A 19,370-nucleotide genomic window follows, 5' to 3' on the forward strand; every position below is an offset into this window, starting at 1 on the left:
GCCGCACACTTACTGATGAAGAAACTTTTTATTATGCCTGCCTTGTGCGTCTTGTTTTTTTCAAGCTATGCACAAGACGCGACCGTATCTAGTCCCGACAAAAATTTGAAGGTTAATCTGCTGGTAGATAAGGGTACTCCCATGTACTCTGTTGTTTATAAAGGCAGGACTGTTCTGGAGAACTCTCCACTTGGACTCAAAACTAATTCAGGGGACTTCTCCAAAGAGATGAGATATTTGAGCAAGGTAGAAAGCTCCGTTGCAAAGGATTATGCACAAGACAGAATTAAGAAGTCGAATATTCAGTATCGGGCAAATAGGGTCGTCTTAACACTTGAAAATGCAGAAAAGAAGGCTATAAGCTTGGTCTTTCAGGTAAGCAATAATGATATCGCTTTTCGCTATGAATTACCTTCATGGTCACCAACTATGTCGTGTGTTGTTGAGCAGGAAGCAACGGGATTTAAATTCCCTTCATCCGCTACCACGTTCCTTTCGCCAATGATGAAGCCGATGACGGGATTCGCCCGTACAGCACCAAGCTATGAGAGCAGTTACAGCGCAGATGCACCTATGTCCGAAAGTACAAGTAAGGGCGGATATGTGTTTCCGGGGCTTTTTCATGTCGGTGGCAAAGATTGGGTATTACTCTCTGAAACCGGTGTGAGTAGCCTGTATTGCGCATCTCATCTAAGTGCATATTCTAAAGACGGCGTTTTTACGATTGAATATCCTGATATCAAGCAGAACAATGGTTTTGGCAGCTCAGGAGCTGCGATTTCATTACCAGGAGCAACACCATGGAGAACAATCACTATAGGTGACGGACTGAAGCCTATAGTTGAAACTACTATCCCGTTTGATGTCGTGGAGCCGCTCTATGAGCCGTCTCTTAAATACCGTTATGGCCGCTCAACGTGGAGCTGGATTGTATGGCAGGACAATAGTATGAACTATGAAGATCAGGTGAAGTACATAGACCTGGCTGCTGAGTTGAAATACGAATACATTCTGATGGACGCTTTATGGGATACGAACATTGGAAAAGAAAAAATGAGCCAGCTGGTGAAATACGCTGCTTCTAAAGGGGTAGAGGTATTCTTATGGTACAATTCAAACGGATCGTTCAATGATGCTCCCCAGGGTCCCAGGAATAAAATGAGCACAGCGATCGAGAGGAAGAAAGAGATGAAATGGCTTCGGGAAACAGGTGTCAAGGGGCTGAAAGTTGACTTCTTTGGCGGTGATAAACAGGAAACGATGAGACTCTATGAGGATATTCTTTCTGATGCAAACGATTATGGTTTGATGATTATTTTCCATGGATCGACCTTGCCGAGGGGCTGGGAGAGGATGTATCCAAACTTTGTTGGAAGCGAAGCTGTGCTGGCGTCTGAAATGCTGATATTTTCAGAAGGAATAAGACAGGCTGAAGCATACAACGCCACGCTCCATCCCTTCATCAGAAACACAGTGGGAAGTATGGAGTTTGGTGGAACTCTTTTGAATAAATATCTGGTTAAAGGAAATCAGGGAAGAAACAAGAGGCTGACCACCGACATATTTCAGTTGGCAACAGCCGTATTATTTCAAAATCCGGTACAGATGTTTGGTCTTACACCAAACAATTTGAATGATGTTCCCTCTTTTGAGATTGATTTCATGAAACAAGTGCCTACGACCTGGGACGAGACCGTGTTTATTGACGGATATCCTGGAAAGTATTGCATTCTTGCGAGAAGACACGGAAATCAGTGGTATGTAAGTGGGGTGAATGCAGGTAAGGAACCACTTGTAAAGAAGATTAAGGTACCGATGCTGTCGGGAGGTAAAGTCACTATGCTAGCTGATAATAAAAAAGGAGAGCCCTATCAGAAGGATCTGGAGGTTAGGAATAATCAAATCGATATAGAAATGCAGCCCGGGGGAGGGATAGTCTTGTATAACAAGTTGAATGAGAGTACAACAAGGCGCAATTTAAAATAGTAATCAAGATCGAATGAATCCGCATCAAATAGATTTCTGTCGTAATGTCCTGTTAGTGTTAATCCTCCTCGCATGTATGCAGAGTATACATGCACAAACATCATTAAAGCTTTGGTATAACAAGCCTTCAGGCAAGATATGGGAGAACGCTTTGCCGGTGGGCAACGGACGCTTAGGAGCCATGGTCTATGGAAACGTCGGCACGGAAATTATTCAGTTAAATGAGCATACGCTATGGAGTGGGAGTCCGAACCGTAATGACAACCCTCAGGCTCTGGATTCACTTGAGCTTATCCGTAAGCTGATATTCGAGGGTAAACAAAAACAGGCGGAGCAGTTGGCAAATAAAGTCATCATCAGTAAGCAGTCGCATGGACAGATGTTTGAGCCGGCCGGAGAACTTCATCTGTCGTTTCCCGGGCATGATACATATTCTGACTATTACAGGGAGCTTGATCTGGAAAGGGCGGTTAGCAAAACGACGTATACCGTCGGAGATGTTCAGTATACGAGGACGGTGTTTGCGTCGTTTCCCGATCGGGTCATCGTAATCCGCTTAACAGCCAGCAAGCCGGGCAGCCTTTCTTTCACAGCATCGTATTCTTCTCCACAGCCGCAGGTTGATGTAAAGACTCACCAGTCCCGGCAACTGGTTTTTAATGGAACCACTATTGACCATGAGGGAGTAAAAGGCCTCGTCCGTTTTAAGGGTATTACAGAGTTTAAACCAGAAGGCGGATCATCATCTTCTAACGATAGCACAATCTCCATTAAAAACGCAAACTCAGCAACGATCTACATTTCGATTGCCACCAATTTCAACAGCTATCTCGATCTTTCAGGTGATGAGCAAAAGCGGGCCGCATCGTTCTTAAGCAGGGCTGTGTCAAAGCCCTATTCCGAAATGCTTAAAACACACATATCGGCTTACCAGAAATATTTCAACCGGGTCAAGTTTACTTTGGAACCTACCGAAGCGGCAAAACTCCCTACTGATGAGCGTTTAAAAAACTTTAGTTCTGTTGATGATCCTCAATTCGCAGCACTTTACTACCAGTTTGGTCGTTATTTGCTGATCTCGTCTTCGCAGCCGGGGGGACAACCAGCCAACCTTCAGGGGATCTGGAACCGTAGCCTTCGACCTGCATGGGACAGCAAATACACAATCAACATTAATGCCCAGATGAATTACTGGCCGGCAGAAAGAACCAACCTATCCGAGCTGCATGAGCCTTTTCTCAAGATGGTAAGAGAACTTGCTGTTGCCGGACAAAAGACTGCGAAGGATATGTATGGCGCGCGGGGCTGGGTAGCCCACCATAATACGGATATCTGGAGAGCTACGGGTGCAGTAGACGGAGCATTCTGGGGCGCCTGGGCCCATGGAGGAGGCTGGACTAGCCAGCATCTTTGGGAACATTACCTTTATACAGGAAATAAGGCCTTTCTTCAAGATATATATCCCATCCTCAAAGGCGCAGCGCTATTCTATGTAGACTTCCTTGTGGAGCATCCTAAATACGGATATCTTGTGGTGAATCCGGATGAATCTCCCGAAAACGCACCTCAGGCACATCAGGGCTCATCATTGGATGCCGGCGTAACGATGACCAATCAGATTGTATTTGATGTGTTTAGTTCAACTATCAGAGCTGCCGAGATTCTCAAGAAAGATAAGGCCTTTATCGATACACTGATCAGGACCCGGAATCGCCTGGCGCCCATGCATATTGGTCAGCACGGACAGGTACAGGAATGGCTGGATGATATTGATGACCCTCAGGATAATCACCGCCACGTGTCTCATCTTTATGGCTTATTTCCCTCAAACCAGATATCAGCCTACCGTACTCCGGAATTGTTCAGTGCTGCCAAGAACACACTGCTGCAACGCGGGGATGTATCAACCGGATGGAGTATGGGCTGGAAGGTGAACTGGTGGGCCAGAATGCAGGATGGCAATCATGCTTATAAGCTAATTAAGAACCAGCTAACACCTCTTGGAGTGAATAAGGGAGGTGGTGGAACATATAACAACCTGTTTGATGCACATCCTCCGTTTCAGATTGATGGTAACTTCGGATGCACCTCGGGAATGACAGAGATGCTGGTGCAAAGTGCGGATGGCGCTGTGCACGTACTTCCGGCACTTCCGGACGCTTGGAGTGCTTCAGGATCCATCGAAGGTATCCGTGCGATCGGAGGTTTCGAAATCGTGCGCGTGGAGTGGAAGAATGCCCGGTTGGTAAGGCTGGACGTAAAATCTACACTCGGCGGAAATCTCCGCCTTAGGGTGCCAAATCCGATTAAGCAGAGCTCTGGAGCCCTCAAGCTTGCAAAAGGAGAGAACGTAAATCCATTTTTTAAGATAACACCGACACCAAAACCTGTAATATCTGCAAAAGCTAACCCTCAGGTTCCTGAATTGAAGAAAACGCAGGAGTATGATGTCGCCACACTTCCTGGACGGGTTTATTCGTTCTATGCGCAATAGTCCCTAAATGGATGCAAGTAAACTTGTTTAAATGCTCAGTCAAAAATAAACCAATTGTAAAATGAACTTTAAAAAAGACCTCGTCAAATTGCTCGCCTGCCTCGGCCTACTATTGGTTGACTTTCAGGCCTTCTCTCAGGATCCCAAGTTTTACATTTTTCTTGCCTTCGGACAGTCGAACATGGAAGGTGCCGCGAAGATCGAAGCACAAGACACTATTGTGAATCCTCGATTTCAGGTGCTTGAAGCGATTGATTGTACTAACCTGGGTAGAACCAAAGGAAACTGGTACACAGCTGTCCCCCCACTTACACGATGTAAAACGGGATTATCGCCCTTGGACTATTTCGGCCGGACCTTAGTGGAGAACCTCCCTAAAGATGTTCGTGTTGGTGTGATCAACGTGGCTGTAGGTGGTTGCAAGATCGAGCTGTTCGATCGTGATAATTACGAATCCTATGTAACCTCAGCACCTGATTGGCTTAAGAATATGGTCAAAGAATACGACGGCAACCCTTACGGGCGTCTGGTGGAAATGGCTAAGATCGCTGCTCAGAAAGGCGTGATCAAAGGCATATTGATGCACCAGGGCGAGTCTAACACCAATGACGAACAATGGCCCTCGAAAGTCAAGACCGTTTATGATAATCTGTTGAGCGACCTGAATTTGAAGGCGAACTCAGTACCTCTGCTCGCCGGTGAAGTTGTACATGCGGATCAAGGGGGTATTTGCGCGAGCATGAATAAGATCATTGGAACCTTGCCTCAAACGATTCCCAACTCTTATGTTATTCCCTCAAGTGGTTGTGAAGACGGACCAGACAACCTTCATTTTACAGCCGCAGGATATCGTGAACTTGGAAAACGATATGGCATGCAAATGCTCTCCTTACTTAAATCTAAACCAACCACTAAAGCAGTCAAAAAGTAGAGGTAATTATGCTTAAAATACATCCAGCCACAATTCTGTTATTCGTATTGACGCTTTTTTCCGGCAGCTTGTCTGCCCAAAATCCGTTCATTACAGACCAGTATACAGCAGACCCTACTGCCCGCGTTTTCAACAGTCGGGTATATGTTTACCCTTCTCATGACATCCCTCCAGTTCCGGGCAAGGGGCGTCCAAACTGGTTCGCCATGGAAGATTATCACGTATTTTCTTCCGATAACCTGGTCGACTGGGCAGATCATGGAGTAATCGTTCACCAAAATAAGGTGCCTTGGGTAAAGCCTGACAGCTATAGCATGTGGGCCCCGGACTGTGTTTACCGGAATGGCAAATATTACTTCTATTTTCCAAGTACGCCGGCGGATACCACAAAGGGAAACAGAGGCTTCAAAATCGGGGTAGCTGTATCGGATAAACCCGAAGGGCCTTTTGTTCCACAGGAACAGCCTATTCAAAAGGTTAATGGTATCGATCCCAACGTTCTTATAGATAAGGACGGGCAGGCATACCTGTACTGGTCGGCCGGGAATATCTATGGAGCGAAACTGAAAGAAAATATGCTTGAACTAGCTTCGGAGCCCGTTATCCTTCAGGATCTCCCGACAAAAGGCTTGAAAGAAGGTCCTTATGTTTTTGAAAGGAACGGGATCTACTATATGACCTATCCTCATGTGGAGAACAAGACGGAAAGACTGGAATATGCAATTGGGTCTAGCCCTCTGGGGCCGTTTAAGTTTACTGGTGTCATTATGGATGAATCGCCTGTAGGCTGCTGGACCAATCATCATTCCCTGCTGAATTTCAAGGATCAATGGTATTTGTTCTATCATTCCAATGATCTGTCGCCGAACTTCGATAAGAACCGTTCCATACGAATCGACAGCTTAAGCTTCAATACGGATGGAACCATCAAGTTGGTTCAGCCTACCTTCAGAGGAGTGGGCCTTACCAAAGCATCGGGTAAAATCCAAATTGATCGATACAGTAAGATCAGTGATAAAGGAGTGTCTGTTGCATTTATTGATACTACTAACAGATTTAAGGGATGGAAAACTCAATTCTCATCGGCTGGTGCATGGTTGCAATATAATAGCGTCGATTTCGGGTCAAAGGCGCTTCGATCTATGCAGGTAATGGCTGCCTCTTCAAAGGGTGGGCTATTAGAAGTACGTACGGGTTCACCTTCAGGAGCCGTTATTGCGCGGGTGCAGATTCCTAAGACATCATCATGGAAACTTATTGAAAAGAAAGTGGATGTCCCCAAAACAGGCGTTCAGCATCTCTTCGTTAGCCTGAAAGGAGAAGGCGATGTGGATGTTGATTGGCTGAAATTTGAGTAAACCTTCCAGCCGTACTGTCAAATTACATACTATAATTGAAGCTATGAATCTAAAAACAGTCATACCGGTAGCGCTTTCATGCTTTTTGATGTTCGTTTCCACGGCACTCCTAAGTCAGCCCCAAAACAGGGCGCCGATAGTTTCGCCGACGGTAGGTGCAGATAACAAAGTGACATTCCGCTTGTATGCTCCACAGGCGAAGGAGGTTAAACTCAGTGCGCAGTTCGAAAAAGCTCCTCTTGCAATGACCAAAGACAGCACGGGTGTATGGAGCCTCACTACCAGCCCTGTAACTCCTGATATTTATCCCTATAACTTTGTCGTAGATGGTATCCAGGTCGCAGACCCGTCAAATACCAATATTTTTCCGAATGAAGGCTTTCAGAGCAGCCTGGTCGAAATTCAGGGGGCTACACCTCTTGTGCATGCCATACAAAATGTGCCTCATGGTGTCGTTTCTTACCGGTACTACTACGATCAGGAGTTAGGCTCTCGTCCTGTTGTCATCTATACGCCTCCCGGTTACGACCAGGATCCATCTAAAAAATACCCGGTACTTTATCTGCTTCATGGAACCACTGATACGGAAGAAACCTGGACAAAAGTTGGTCGCGCAAACATTATATTGGACAATCTCATTGCGCAGAAGAAAGCGGTGCCGATGATCATTGTGATGCCTTACGGACGAGCTTACCCCAAAATCAGTAAGTCCTCCGGAAGCCTTCGGAACTGGGAGAACCTGCAGGAGTTTAAAAAAGATTTCATGAATAACCTCATTCCGTTTGTAGAACGAAACTACAGGGTGAAAGGGGACAATAATAGCAGGGCAATAGCTGGTTTCTCCGGCGGTGGTGGCACTTCCTTATATTTCGGTCTCAATAATCCCAATTTGTTCAAATGGGTCGTAGGCTTTGCACCGGGTATGTTGAAGGATGAGTTTTCCCGTAATAACGCGGTGGCCTTTGCCAATCCCACAGCCACCAACCAAAACCTTAAACTGTTTTGGATAGGGGTTGGGAAGGAGGATATGCTCTATCCGGTAATTACAGACTACCTCAAAGTTCTCGACGACAAAAAGATAAAGCATGAAAAGTTCATATCAGGCGGCGGACATACCTGGATGAATTGCAGACTCTATTTGTCAACTATTGCACAGAAATTATTTAGTTACTAAGGTCCAGGCAAAGACAACCAATTTATCCTAAACAAAACACAATCTAATGAGTACGAAGCCTCTTATTCGTCTGATGTTCCTCGGAACAATGCTCTGTATGTCCCTCTTTGCTTTGGGACAACCACCAACAGGTCCTTTTGTGATTTCACCTCAGGTTCATGCCGATAAAAAAGTCACGTTCAGCTATCTGGCACCTGATGCGAAAGAAGTGAAGCTGAGTGGGCAATTTTTGAAGGCGGCTGTTTCCATGACCAAGGGTGCATCAGGTATCTGGAGCGTTACTGTAGGTCCCGTGAAGCCCGATATCTACCCTTATAGCTTTATCGTGGACGGCGTTAACGTTATGGACCCAGCCAACGCAGAGTTTTTTCCCAACGAGCGGTTCAAAGGTAGTCTGGTGGATATACCCGGTGATAAACCTTTGATCCATGCCGTAACTGATGTCCCTCATGGGACGGTCTCTTACCAGTCCTACCCCTCGATAGAAGGAAGTACCGGGTCAATGGTAGTCTACACTCCCCCCGGATATGAGAAGGACGCAGCAAAGAAATATCCGGTGTTTTACCTGATAAGCGGCACCACCGATACAGAGGAAACCTTTTTCAAAGTGGGCCGGATCAATTTTATCCTGGATAATCTTATTGCTGCTGGTAAAGCAAAGCCGATGATTGTCGTCATGCCCTACGGCAATCCTGCAGCAAGGATTGCAGAGCAGAAGGGACTTCCGAAGCCATCTGATCTGATATCCCGCGAGGGTGCGGATGCTGTGAACCGTTCCAAAATGTTTGAAACCGACCTGATGACTAAACTCATCCCCTTTGTAGAAAAAAACTATCGCACCATTAGCAACAGGGATGCCCGTGCTGTAGGTGGTTTTTCGAGAGGTGGGGGACAAACCCTGCGTGCAGGCTTCGCCAACATGGATCAATTTGCATGGATATGCTGCTACAGCGCTTATTTATCCACACCCGAAATGGAGAGCAGCTACCGCAACGTTTATGAAAATCCTGACAAAACCAACAAGGATCTGAAGCTGCTATGGGTAAGTGTAGGGAACGAAGACTTTCTATATAACCAGACCGTAGAATTCCTCGACTTTCTCAAGGCTAAGCGGGTAAATTATAAAAGCTTAATCACAGGGGGCGGACATACCTGGATGAATGTGAAAAGCTATTTTGCAGAAACTGCGCAACTCCTCTTTAAATAGATCAGAATGAAACGATATCTCTTAATACTATTCATTACCCTAATTGGCGGTAGCTTAAAGGCACAACGTGTGCCGACACTTAACTCACCCGAAGTTCATCCTGATAACAAAGTTACCTTCCGCTACTTCTCACGTACGGCCGAAAATGTAATGTTGAGCGGTGAATTTCTTGAGAAACCTGCCTCCATGTCTAAAGATACTTCAGGCGTATGGAGCGTCACTGTTGGGCCCGTTAAACCCGACGTCTATCCTTACAGCTTCACCGTTGATAATGTACAGTTAGCTGATCCGAACAATACCTACATCTTTGCTAACGAGCGGTTCAAACGGAGCATTGTCGATATACCGGGGAGCAAACCACTGATACATTCTCTACAGAATGTCCCTCACGGAAAGATCGACTATCGTTATTATAAATCAACTGCATTGGATACTCTACGGAGAGCACTGGTCTATACACCTCCAGGCTTTGATATAAACGGCAAGACCAAGTATCCGGTATTGTACCTCGTGCACGGAGGCTCAGACACAGAAGAGACGTGGACAAAAGTGGGCCGCGCCAACCTGATTGCTGATAACCTGATTGCATCCGGTAAAATGGTACCCATGATCATCGTGATGCCGTATGGAAATGTGCGCCCTAGGCCGATGGCCGACTTTACTAAAGATGTCGTGAGCCAGCTTGTTCCCTTCATCGAAGCTAACTATCCGGTTCTTAAAGACAGGCAGCACAGGGCGATCGCAGGATTTTCCGTCGGTGGGGGACAGACTCTGAATATCGGCCTTACCAACACAGAGACGTTTGCTTATGTATGTTCCTATGCTCCTTATACAGCTACAGAGGAATTCAGGAATAACTTCGCTAACTGGTCTCCTGACTCCGGATTGATGAACAGCAGACTAAAGTTGTTTACGATCAGCGTCGGTACAGACGACTTCTTGTATGAGAGTGTAAAGCAAAACATCTCCATGTTTAAAGAAAAAGGACTTGATCTTAAAACCTACATAGTTCCCGGAGGGCACACCTGGATGAATTGTAAACTTTATCTGGCAACAACTCTGCAGGAGATATTTAAGTAGAGACAGCATCAAACGAACCAAACCATTTATAAACTCAAAATACCAATCAAATGAATCGGAATTTATTAACCCTTGTCATTACATCGCTGTTGCTCACCGGCGTCAGCTATGCCCAAACAAATACTCAGATTCTGGAGGATTTCAAACCCTCATCTTTAAATCAACCAGATCAGCAGTATCCTCAGGTCAATTCTCAGGGATATGCACGCTTTCAGATCCTGGCGCCAAAAGCGCAGAGCGTGGTGGTCAGCCTCGGACTGGGGGGGACATCAGGAGGAACCCCTCTGAAAAAGATCACAGACAGCCTGTGGGCAGGTACAACATCCGGACCGATGGAAGAAGGATTTCATTATTATCACCTCACCGTTGACGGTGGTGTATTCAATGATCCGGGAGCATTGAACTTTTATGGATCAACCCGCTGGGAAAGTGGCATCGAAATTCCTGCGCATGATCAGGACTTCTATGCCTTAAAGGATGTTCCTCACGGTCATGTCCATCAGATCCTGTTCCCTTCAAAAAGCACGAACACGTCCCGTAGGGCGTTTGTTTATACCCCTCCGGGCTACGATAAAGACAAATCCAGCCGTTACCCCGTACTCTATCTTCAGCATGGCTGGGGCGAAGACGAAACTGCATGGGCTAACCAGGGGCGTGCAAACCTCATTATGGATAACCTGATTGCCGAAGGCAAAACCAAGCCTTTCATCATTGTGATGACATACGGGATGACAAACGTGATCAGACCCCGCGCCGGAGGCTTAAGGAGCTTTGACATCAAACCTTTTCAGACCGTTCTCCTGGATGAACTTATTCCTTACGTAGATGCTAACTTCCGCACTGTCGCCAACCAAGCCAATCGCGCAATGGGAGGGCTGTCGATGGGAGGTTTCGAAACCCATACGATTACACTTGCCCGCCCTGATGTATTTTCACACTATGCACTATTAAGCGGAGGTACGTATAAGCCAGAAGAAATCAAGGATAAATCAAAAGTGAAACTCATATTTATGAGCTGCGGAAGCTTTGAAAACCCAGATGGCGTAACAAAAGCAGCTGAGACGCTTAAGGCTCAGGGCTTCAATGCAGTATCTTATGTTTCGCAAGGTACCCGCCACGAGTTCCAGACATGGCGCCGCAGTCTTCAGGTGCTTGCACCTATGCTTTTCAAAAATTAAGATATCGCTCTTATGAATCGTTTAATTACCGCTCTCATCTTAGCCGTTTTCCTAGCTGGTGGTGCTTCTGCTCAAAAAAAGAAGGCAGTCAAAAGTGCCGCCGGTCAGCCGGCTATTACGTCAGGCAAATACCGCAACCTTTTCCTTGAAGCAGGTTACCGGCAGGCCGATATTGATAAAAAATTGGCAAAAGCTTATGCCGACCTCTTTGAGGGGCCCAATCGCATCTATTTCCAGGTAGGCGATTCAATGGGCTATGTATCAGATCTGAAGAACCACGATGCCCGTACCGAAGGCCTTTCTTATGGAATGATGGTCGCTGTACAGCTGGACAAGAAAGATGTCTTTGATCGTGTATGGCGATGGTCAAAGAAGTATCTGCAGCATCAGTCAGGCCCCCGGGAAGGATACTTTGCCTGGAGTATCAATCCTGAAACGCTGAAAAAGAATTCACAGGGTTCAGCGTCTGACGGCGAGCTGTACTACATCACGAGTTTGTTGTTCGCAAGCAATAAATGGGGCAATGATACCGGCATTGATTACTACAAGGAAGCAAGAAGAATACTTGACGCCATGTGGAAGAAAGACGGAACCGGAAATATCTATAACCTCATCAATACCGAGCACAAGCAGATTAGCTTTGTGCCCGAAGGAGATGGCTATAAGTGGACGGACCCATCCTACCATTTGCCCGCCTTCTATGAAATTTGGGCTTTATATGCCAAAGATGGACACGAACAGTTCTATAAAGATTGTGCGGATACCGCACGGGCGTTCCTCCATCGTACCTGCCACCCCAAAACCGGGTTAAATCCCGACTATGCAGAATTTAGCGGAGCTCCTCACTCGACCCGTTGGATGCCTGCAGCCTTCCGCTATGATTCCTGGAGGGTACCGATGAACATATCCATGGATTACTCCTGGTTCGGTAAAGACAGGGCCTGGCAGGAGGACTATGCCAAACGATTCCAGGGCTTCTTACGCTCACGCGGAATGGACACCTTTGAAGATCAATTCGAAATTGATGGGAGCTTGCCAGAGTTCATACTACAGGCGGGAGGCTTTAAAAAGCTCAGACATTCTTTGGGACTGATATCGACCGCTGCTACCGCATCCGCCATGAACTCCGAAAAGAACAGCATTGATTTTGTTCATAAAATCTGGAATGCCAAGCTTGAACCGTATGAAGATGGCTACTTTGATCCATATTATGACGGCTTGTTGTATATGTTCAGCCTGATGCATCTTAGCGGTAAATATCAAATTATCAGGTAAAATAGTAACTTGTAAACGAAATCGCCCCCGTGGCAAAACTGTTAACCAATACATATATTAAATTCAATTCATGAAAAATGTTCTGCTGGGCGTCGCGATGCTTGCCGCATCGCTGATAAGCACCCAAGTTTCCTCTCAGGCGAGAAATCCTGTCATCTTTGCTGACGTTCCTGATCCTTCCATCATCCGTGTTGGAAACGTGTACTATATGAGCAGCACAACTATGCATATGAGTCCTGGTGTCCCCATAATGAAGTCTACAGACCTCATCAACTGGAAAATGGTCAGCTACGCGTATGACAGACTCACCGATAACAACGAAATGAGCCTTGTAAATGGAAAGTCAACCTACGGAAGAGGATCCTGGGCCAGCAGCATACGCTACCATAAAGGTGTTTACTATGTTTCCACATTCGCTGCTACCAGCGGAAAGACACATATTTACACCACCAACAATATCGAAAAAGGCCCCTGGAAAGAGATCGCATTTAGTCCCGCGCTCCACGACCATTCACTCTTCTTCGATGATGACGGTAAAGCGTACATGATTTACGGAAACAAAGAACTAAAGCTTGTTGAACTCAAAGACGACTTGTCTGGTCTGAAAGATGGAGGTGTCAACCAGGTTATTGTCCAAAATGCCAGCGCGCCAAGTGAGGTCGTTGGGAAGAGCGGTCTGGGGGAAGGTTCCCAGCTGTTTAAAGTAAAGGGCAAGTACTATCTCTTCAATATTACCTGGCCACAGGGTGGAATGAGATCGGTGATCATTCACCGGGCTGATAAGCTTACCGGCCCCTGGGAGGGTAGGCTTGCTTTGCAGGATATCGGAGTGGCGCAAGGCGGACTCATAGATCGCCCTGACGGAACCTGGTATGCTTATCTCTTCCGTGACTTTGGGGCTGTCGGCCGTATTCCTTATCTGGTGCCTGTGAAATGGGAAGGTGGATGGCCTGTTCTGGGCGAGAACGGAAAAGTACCTGCAACGCTTAATCTTCCTGCAAACGGCAGCCTGTCCCCCGGCATTGTTGCTTCAGATGAGTTTGAGCGCAAAACAGGAGATGCTCCACTACCGCTCGTGTGGCAGTGGAATCACAATCCTGAGAACAGTCTTTGGTCTCTAACTCAGAGAAAAGGCTATCTGAGACTCACCACAGGGCGGACTGATACCAGCATCCTGATGGCCAGGAATACACTTACGCAACGAACATTCGGACCGAAGTCTTCGGGCATAACGTCTATCAACGTTTCAAAAATGAAAGATGGCGACCGTGCAGGACTCTTGTTGTTGCAAAAGAACTACGGTTGGGTAGGGGTAAAATCCGAAGGTGGAACCAGATCGATCGTAATGGTGAAGAATCAGGGCAGTGCCGTGGAAGAGTCTGAAAAGATCTCGATCAAGCAGGACGTTGTTTATTTAAAGGCAGATTGTGATTTTGAAAACCGTGCCGACAAAGCGAGATTTTACTACAGCCTTGACGGCAAAACCTGGAAAGCCATCGGTTCCGAGTTGAAGATGTCTTACACCCTTCCTCATTTCATGGGGTACCGCTTCGGCTTGTTTAACTATGCCACAAAGAGCAGTGGCGGATATGTTGACTTCGATTACTTTAGAATTAGCGATCAGATCATCTGATCGCTAATTGCTGAACCGCCGCGAGGCGATTTATAGAACAGTTATATCCTTGTAAGGAGTAATGGTACTGATTGAGCCATCTTCATTATGGAAGAGAGGAGTGACCTTCACAGAACGAAGGTGCGTAACTCCTTTAGAAAGTGATGAATCATGATAGAATAAGTACCATTGCCCTTCAAATTCCGCAATAGAATGGTGGGACGTCCAGCCAACAACCGGATTAAGGATCACACCTGTATACTTGAACGGCCCGTAAGGATTATCTCCAATGGCATAACAGATCAGGTGGGTGTCACCTGTTGAGTAAGTGAAGTAATACTTGCCATTGAACTTATGCATCCACGAAGCTTCGAAAAAACGCCTGCTGTTATCTCCTGACAGAAGAGGCTCTCCCTTCTCATCGGTGATCACAATCTCTCTAACCGGCTCAGCAAACTGCTTCATATCCTCAGTCAGCATGGCAACGCGCGGTCCCAGAGCAAGCTCATCCGCAGCTGGTTCCTGATAATCGGCGCTATACACGTTATCGCGGTAGCTTTGTAACTGTCCACCCCAAATTCCGCCAAAATACATATAGTATTTACCGTCCTCATCCTCAAATACAGCCGGATCAATAGAGTAGCTATCCTCAATCGCTTCAGGCTCTGCAGTAAAAGGTCCCGTAGGAGAGTTGCTCGTCGCTACACCGATCTGGAAGATATCATCTGCCTTCTTCGCAGGGAAGTATAGGTAGTAAACGCCGTCCTTATGTGCAGCATCGGGTGCCCACATCTGCCGGGTAGCCCAGGGTACATCATTTACATGGAGTGCAACGCCGTGATCTGTCGCTTCCCCATCAGGACGGTCCATTGATAGTACATGATAGTCCTCCATCGCAAACTGACTTCCCAGATCATCGAAAGGAATCCCCGCATCAATATCGTGAGAAGGATAGATATAGATCTTTCCGTCGAAGACATGAGCCGAAGGGTCTGCCGTGTAGATATGTTTAACGAGGGGACTGGATATCGCTTGTGCGTCTAATTGATCAAAGTCAATATGGTCAATTTTTTCTTCAGGCATATTATTTAGTTTTAGTACAAGAATGCAATTTATTTGTCAACAAGAGACCCGCAGAAGCCTGGTTCTGCGGGTGAAAAGCTTATAACGCTTGATCAGCGGCTTGCCTGGAACGGCGCGCCGCAAGTTCTCTTTCAATTTCCTCTTCGGTGCTTTTACGTATAGGATACCAGAATAACATCGATGCTGAGATCAGGAACAGTCCGCCAGGTATGATGCTCACGAGCATTTTAATTCCCGTCATAGCGGACTCGGTTTGTACCGCCGCATCCGGAACGTAGCCGAATACGCCGAGAAGCCAGGCGGATAATGCCCCGCCCACGCTTAAGCCCACTTTCAGACCAAAGATCATGGCTGAGAAGATAATAGCCGTTGCCCTTCTGTTGTTCTTCCACTCGCTGTAGTCAGCAACGTCAGCAATCATGGTCCACAACAGGGGAGTGGTAATACCATAAAGAAAGCCGAACGCAATCTGAGCCATAAAGACAGCAATGACTGCGTCTGGCGGGAAGAAATTAACCGCAATCAGCGATACAGCCGATGCTGCCAGAAAGCAACCGAAGACGGTGCTTTTTCCGAAGCGGTCTGCAAGAGGCTTTGAAAAGGCGATCCCCACAATCATGAAGATTGTACTCAACGCGCTGCTTAAACTGGATACGGCGTATGGTGCATTATCTGGCTTCGAAAATTCCTCAAATGCAGCAGGCGTAAACACACTTCCCAGCCAGCCGATGATTCCCTTAAAACCGATCAAATCCAAAAACTGGACCTGACTGGCCTCCGTCAGATAATACTTAAAGTAGAAGATGTTCATGCCACCACGTGTTGCCAGTGTGATGAATACAAGAACGGTGAGCACCAGCATAATGATCCAGGGCTTGTTCTTTGAAAGGTCAGTGAGATCCTGGAGAATAGGCGTTTTTTGCGCCTTCGGTGGCGTAATACGCTCTTTTGTGGTGAAGAACGTGATGATAAAGCAGATCACCCCTGTAATGGCAAACACCAGCATCACCTTTTCAAAGCCACTTGCTTTATCACCGTCGCCCAGCGAAAGGGCAAGTGGAAGCAGTAAAACCTGAATGATAAACTGGGCCACCATCACCGCAGTAAAACGGTAAGAAGCCAGACTGTTCCGTTCCTTCATACTACCCGTAAGAACGCCGCTCAAAGCAGAGTAGGGCAGGTTGTTGGCAGAGTAGACAATTACCAGAAGAAAATACGTGATGAATGCGTACGCAATCTTTCCACCTTCATTGAAGTTGGGAGTCGAGAATGCCAGCAGGGAAATTACGCCGAAAGGAACTGCCGTCCACAAGATCCAGGGCCTGAACTTTCCCCAGCGCGTATTTGTACGGTCGGCAATGGCACCCATCGCCAGGTTGAAAAATGCACCAACAACGCCTCCTATCAGGATGACAAGACTTGCAGCTGCGGGCGGAATCTTATAAATGTCGGTGTAAAAGAAGGCCAGGAAGGCCATAAGCGTCTGAAAGATCAGATTGGCTGCCAAATCTCCAAGGCTGTAACCGATCTTCTCCATTACAGAGAGTTTCTGTAATTCGGGAGGCAGTTGCTTGTTTTTGGCCTCTTCAGTATTCGCGGTGTCGCTATTTGAGCTGTACATGATTTGATGGGCTATCGTTAGTTTTGATTTTAATCAGCTGGTTAAATGCAGCTTTAGGTTTAAGTTCTCTGTCGAACAGCAGCGGATAGTTCGTTCTTCCTCTCACCGGCCAGTTGTTAAGCCATGAGTCGGCATCACTGACGCCCCATAGCGTAACGCGTCCTATTTTGTCTTTATGTTTTACGAACAGGCGGAACAAGGCTTCATATCGATCTGCCAGCTTATTTTGTACCGAATCAGGTAGACCTGTAGGGTAGGGGTTCATCTTTGCGTTATATTCTGCACGGGCACCCACATCAGCCGTGTTTGAATCAAATGGATTTGGCAGAACGCTGATATCCAACTCGGTAAACATAACATCGATGCCAAGCGCCGAGAATTCAAGGATTGATTTTTCAATTTCATCCAACGGGAAGTTGTTAATGTTCCAGTGCCCTTGGATGCCTACACCGTCGATACGAACACCTGCATCCTGGATCTTCTTGATCAAACGGATCGCGCCAGCACGTTTCTTCGGCTGTTCGATATTGTAGTCATTATAGTATAATTTGGTTTTCGGGGATACTTTGTGTGCGAGCCTGAAGGCGTCTACGATATAATCTTCGCCCATTTTTTCCAGGAATATAGACTTCCGGAGTGTACCGTCTTCGTTCAGTGCTTCATTCACTACGTCCCATGAATATACCTTGTCCTTATAGCGGCTCGCAACGGTGGTGATGTGATCATTGAAAAAGCTTCTTACCGAATCTGCTTCCTTCATTTGTCTGACGAAGCGGGGTAGCTGACTATGCCAGATCAGGGCATGGGCGTTCACGACCATGTTTCTGCGTTTAGCCTGATCCACAAACTGATCCGCCAGTTTGAAGTCATACTTCCCTTTTTCGGGATGCAATTCCTCTGCTTTCATAACGTTTTCAGGCGTTACCGCGTTAAAATGCCTCACCTCAACTTTAGCTAGCTCAGGATTAGCCTCGTGTATCTGCTGAACGTTTATTGCTGTTCCGATAAGGAAGTCATCCTTAAAGACTCCTTTTAAACTTGGCGGTTGTTTTGATTCCGGTGTCTTGCTGATGCTGCTGCAATTGGTTAGTAGCAGAGCCGCAAACACCATGGTTAAAAGTGCTGATGTTTCTTTCACGTTGTCAGGTCTTAATGGTTGTTATCAGCTTCAAATTTAACAGACCACCCTATGTTAGAAGGGGACTTTTAGTTTATTTGATAGTACAAATGTTAATTCCTGCTTATTCTGCCTGTAAAATCAAGCCTTTAAGGTCGAAATCGCTCTTCATGACACGTAACAATAGATTGTTTGTCTCTGAGCGCTGGATTAGAGAAACGAAAACATTCCACTGGACGGGGACATGCTCCACCTCCAAAAATACTACCCTGGAGGTTTTCATCAATCTAGGTACATACAAAAAGCGGGCTTTGCAATATCATCATAACGATATGGAAAAGATCGTTTGAGACACGTGTAGCTCGACAGGATTGAAAGTAAATATTTGTTTATATCCGCTGGCAATTCAGAGGTATTCTGGTATTCCTGTTTTTCCGCTCTTATGCGCTCTGTTATGTGGATATTCTGTTCCCACTTCTGTAGCGGGGCATACCAATTCTTCGGTGATTTCTTCTGTTATCGTACCAGGACCGGTGTGCTGCCAGTGTGTGTTTTGCGTGATAAAAGCTGTCGAACTCGAACCGGTCTACCACTTCCCGCTGAACGATACTGTGAAAAGCTTCGATATAGGAGTTTTCCTCCGGTGTAGCAATATGAGTGAACTCCTGATTAGCTTCTGCTGCTCTAAGGTACTGTTTGACACTGTTAGCGATAAACTGGGAGCCATTATCATTTCGAATGGTTACTCCTTTAATTCCATACTCCTGATTGATTCTTCTGAAAGCGTTAATTACGTCTTTCTGCCGGATGCTTTTCTGAAAGATCTGATCAACCGTTTTCCTGGAGAATACATCCAGAATGGTTAACAGATAGTAGCTTCGTTTATCCGAATGAACGTATACATACTTAATGTCCAGACAAAGATATTCCATCGGGTAAGAGGCTTCGATCTTGCGGTGCTGAACGAACTTGCGTTTTCCACTTGTCCGGATGACCTTACCTAATAAAAGGCTCTGCTCATTCATTAACCGGTATACCTTTTTCTCATTAATATAATATTCCTGTTTACGCAACTCCTGGGTGACATTTTCATATCCGTAACAGCAGAATTCCTGCGATAGAATATCTTTTATTTCTTCCACTACTACCTGGTTTTCAACCATGGAGCCATCCAGCTTAAAAGTATGGGTACTGGGCTTTACACCCCGCTTACCGTTCCTGCTCTTATAATAGTACACACTGCCAGGCATATCC

14 protein-coding genes are annotated in these 19,370 nt (G+C 46.3%); 10 read left to right on the forward strand and 4 right to left on the reverse strand.

All coding sequences use genetic code 11. From position 1 onward, the window contains the following. Window positions 1-15 precede the first annotated feature (15 nt). The 10 genes from ACO1NU_RS00295 (at window position 16) to ACO1NU_RS00340 (ending at window position 14,316) form a co-directional block, all read left to right on the forward strand. Window positions 16-1,986, forward strand: a complete 1,971-nt coding sequence (locus tag ACO1NU_RS00295; RefSeq protein ID WP_448816441.1) for a glycoside hydrolase family 97 catalytic domain-containing protein — start codon at window positions 16-18, stop codon at window positions 1,984-1,986. Between the two features lie 76 nt (window positions 1,987-2,062). Continuing rightward, the gene (locus tag ACO1NU_RS00300; RefSeq protein ID WP_448816442.1) at window positions 2,063-4,480 is read left to right on the forward strand and encodes a glycoside hydrolase family 95 protein; all 2,418 of its coding nucleotides are present in this window, start codon (window positions 2,063-2,065) and stop codon (window positions 4,478-4,480) included. Window positions 4,481-4,541: 61 nt separating this feature from the next. Then, window positions 4,542-5,411 (forward strand): sialate O-acetylesterase, encoded by an 870-nt coding sequence (locus ACO1NU_RS00305; RefSeq protein WP_448816443.1) that lies wholly within the window; start codon window positions 4,542-4,544, stop codon window positions 5,409-5,411. 8 nt (window positions 5,412-5,419) lie between these two features. Further along, on the forward strand, window positions 5,420-6,769 hold the full coding sequence (locus ACO1NU_RS00310; protein ID WP_448816444.1) for a family 43 glycosylhydrolase: 1,350 nt from the start codon (window positions 5,420-5,422) through the stop codon (window positions 6,767-6,769). Window positions 6,770-6,812: 43 nt separating this feature from the next. Continuing rightward, window positions 6,813-7,943, forward strand: a complete 1,131-nt coding sequence (locus ACO1NU_RS00315; RefSeq protein WP_448816445.1) for an esterase — start codon at window positions 6,813-6,815, stop codon at window positions 7,941-7,943. A gap of 46 nt (window positions 7,944-7,989) precedes the next feature. Continuing rightward, entirely contained in the window at window positions 7,990-9,150 is a 1,161-nt protein-coding gene (locus ACO1NU_RS00320) for an alpha/beta hydrolase-fold protein (protein WP_448816446.1), read from the forward strand. A 6-nt stretch (window positions 9,151-9,156) separates the two neighbouring features. Beyond that, on the forward strand, window positions 9,157-10,230 hold the full coding sequence (locus ACO1NU_RS00325) for an alpha/beta hydrolase-fold protein (protein WP_448816447.1): 1,074 nt from the start codon (window positions 9,157-9,159) through the stop codon (window positions 10,228-10,230). Window positions 10,231-10,280: 50 nt separating this feature from the next. Then, window positions 10,281-11,408, forward strand: a complete 1,128-nt coding sequence (locus tag ACO1NU_RS00330) for an alpha/beta hydrolase (RefSeq protein WP_448816448.1) — start codon at window positions 10,281-10,283, stop codon at window positions 11,406-11,408. Window positions 11,409-11,420: 12 nt separating this feature from the next. Further along, the gene (locus ACO1NU_RS00335; RefSeq protein WP_448816449.1) at window positions 11,421-12,683 is read left to right on the forward strand and encodes a glycosyl hydrolase family 8; all 1,263 of its coding nucleotides are present in this window, start codon (window positions 11,421-11,423) and stop codon (window positions 12,681-12,683) included. Between the two features lie 70 nt (window positions 12,684-12,753). Beyond that, a complete protein-coding gene (locus tag ACO1NU_RS00340) occupies window positions 12,754-14,316 on the forward strand; it encodes a glycoside hydrolase family 43 protein (RefSeq protein WP_448816450.1) in 1,563 nt (520 codons plus the stop codon). Window positions 14,317-14,346: 30 nt separating this feature from the next. Here the strand turns inward: ACO1NU_RS00340 and ACO1NU_RS00345 are convergent, their stop codons facing one another. From ACO1NU_RS00345 to ACO1NU_RS00360, 4 genes are all read right to left on the reverse strand, one after another. Beyond that, the gene (locus tag ACO1NU_RS00345) at window positions 14,347-15,378 is read right to left on the reverse strand and encodes a glycoside hydrolase family 43 protein (RefSeq protein ID WP_448816451.1); all 1,032 of its coding nucleotides are present in this window, start codon (window positions 15,376-15,378) and stop codon (window positions 14,347-14,349) included. A gap of 79 nt (window positions 15,379-15,457) precedes the next feature. Continuing rightward, entirely contained in the window at window positions 15,458-16,999 is a 1,542-nt protein-coding gene (locus ACO1NU_RS00350) for an MFS transporter (protein ID WP_448816452.1), read from the reverse strand. Beyond that, window positions 16,983-18,137, reverse strand: coding sequence for an endo-1,4-beta-xylanase (locus ACO1NU_RS00355; RefSeq protein WP_448816453.1), 1,155 nt, complete (start codon window positions 18,135-18,137; stop codon window positions 16,983-16,985). Before ACO1NU_RS00355 ends, ACO1NU_RS00350 begins: the two co-directional genes overlap by 17 nt. A gap of 431 nt (window positions 18,138-18,568) precedes the next feature. Continuing rightward, window positions 18,569-19,370: transposase (locus tag ACO1NU_RS00360; RefSeq protein WP_448816454.1), on the reverse strand; the 802-nt coding region annotated here is incomplete at its 5' end.

The organism is Arcticibacter sp. (assembly GCF_053551015.1).

What these genes read in the sequence shown, in the direction of transcription:
- ACO1NU_RS00325 (WP_448816447.1), top strand. Translation starts at nt 9,157, where the DNA reads ATGAAACGATATCTCTTAATACTATTCATTACCCTAATTGGCGGTAGC.
- ACO1NU_RS00305 (WP_448816443.1), top strand. Translation starts at nt 4,542, where the DNA reads ATGAACTTTAAAAAAGACCTCGTCAAATTGCTCGCCTGCCTCGGCCTA.
- ACO1NU_RS00300 (WP_448816442.1), top strand. Translation starts at nt 2,063, where the DNA reads ATGCAGAGTATACATGCACAAACATCATTAAAGCTTTGGTATAACAAG.
- ACO1NU_RS00320 (WP_448816446.1), top strand. Translation starts at nt 7,990, where the DNA reads ATGAGTACGAAGCCTCTTATTCGTCTGATGTTCCTCGGAACAATGCTC.
- ACO1NU_RS00335 (WP_448816449.1), top strand. Translation starts at nt 11,421, where the DNA reads ATGAATCGTTTAATTACCGCTCTCATCTTAGCCGTTTTCCTAGCTGGT.
- ACO1NU_RS00315 (WP_448816445.1), top strand. Translation starts at nt 6,813, where the DNA reads ATGAATCTAAAAACAGTCATACCGGTAGCGCTTTCATGCTTTTTGATG.
- ACO1NU_RS00295 (WP_448816441.1), top strand. Translation starts at nt 16, where the DNA reads ATGAAGAAACTTTTTATTATGCCTGCCTTGTGCGTCTTGTTTTTTTCA.
- ACO1NU_RS00330 (WP_448816448.1), top strand. Translation starts at nt 10,281, where the DNA reads ATGAATCGGAATTTATTAACCCTTGTCATTACATCGCTGTTGCTCACC.
- ACO1NU_RS00345 (WP_448816451.1), bottom strand. Translation starts at nt 15,378, where the DNA reads ATGCCTGAAGAAAAAATTGACCATATTGACTTTGATCAATTAGACGCA.
- ACO1NU_RS00340 (WP_448816450.1), top strand. Translation starts at nt 12,754, where the DNA reads ATGAAAAATGTTCTGCTGGGCGTCGCGATGCTTGCCGCATCGCTGATA.
- ACO1NU_RS00350 (WP_448816452.1), bottom strand. Translation starts at nt 16,999, where the DNA reads ATGTACAGCTCAAATAGCGACACCGCGAATACTGAAGAGGCCAAAAAC.
- ACO1NU_RS00310 (WP_448816444.1), top strand. Translation starts at nt 5,420, where the DNA reads ATGCTTAAAATACATCCAGCCACAATTCTGTTATTCGTATTGACGCTT.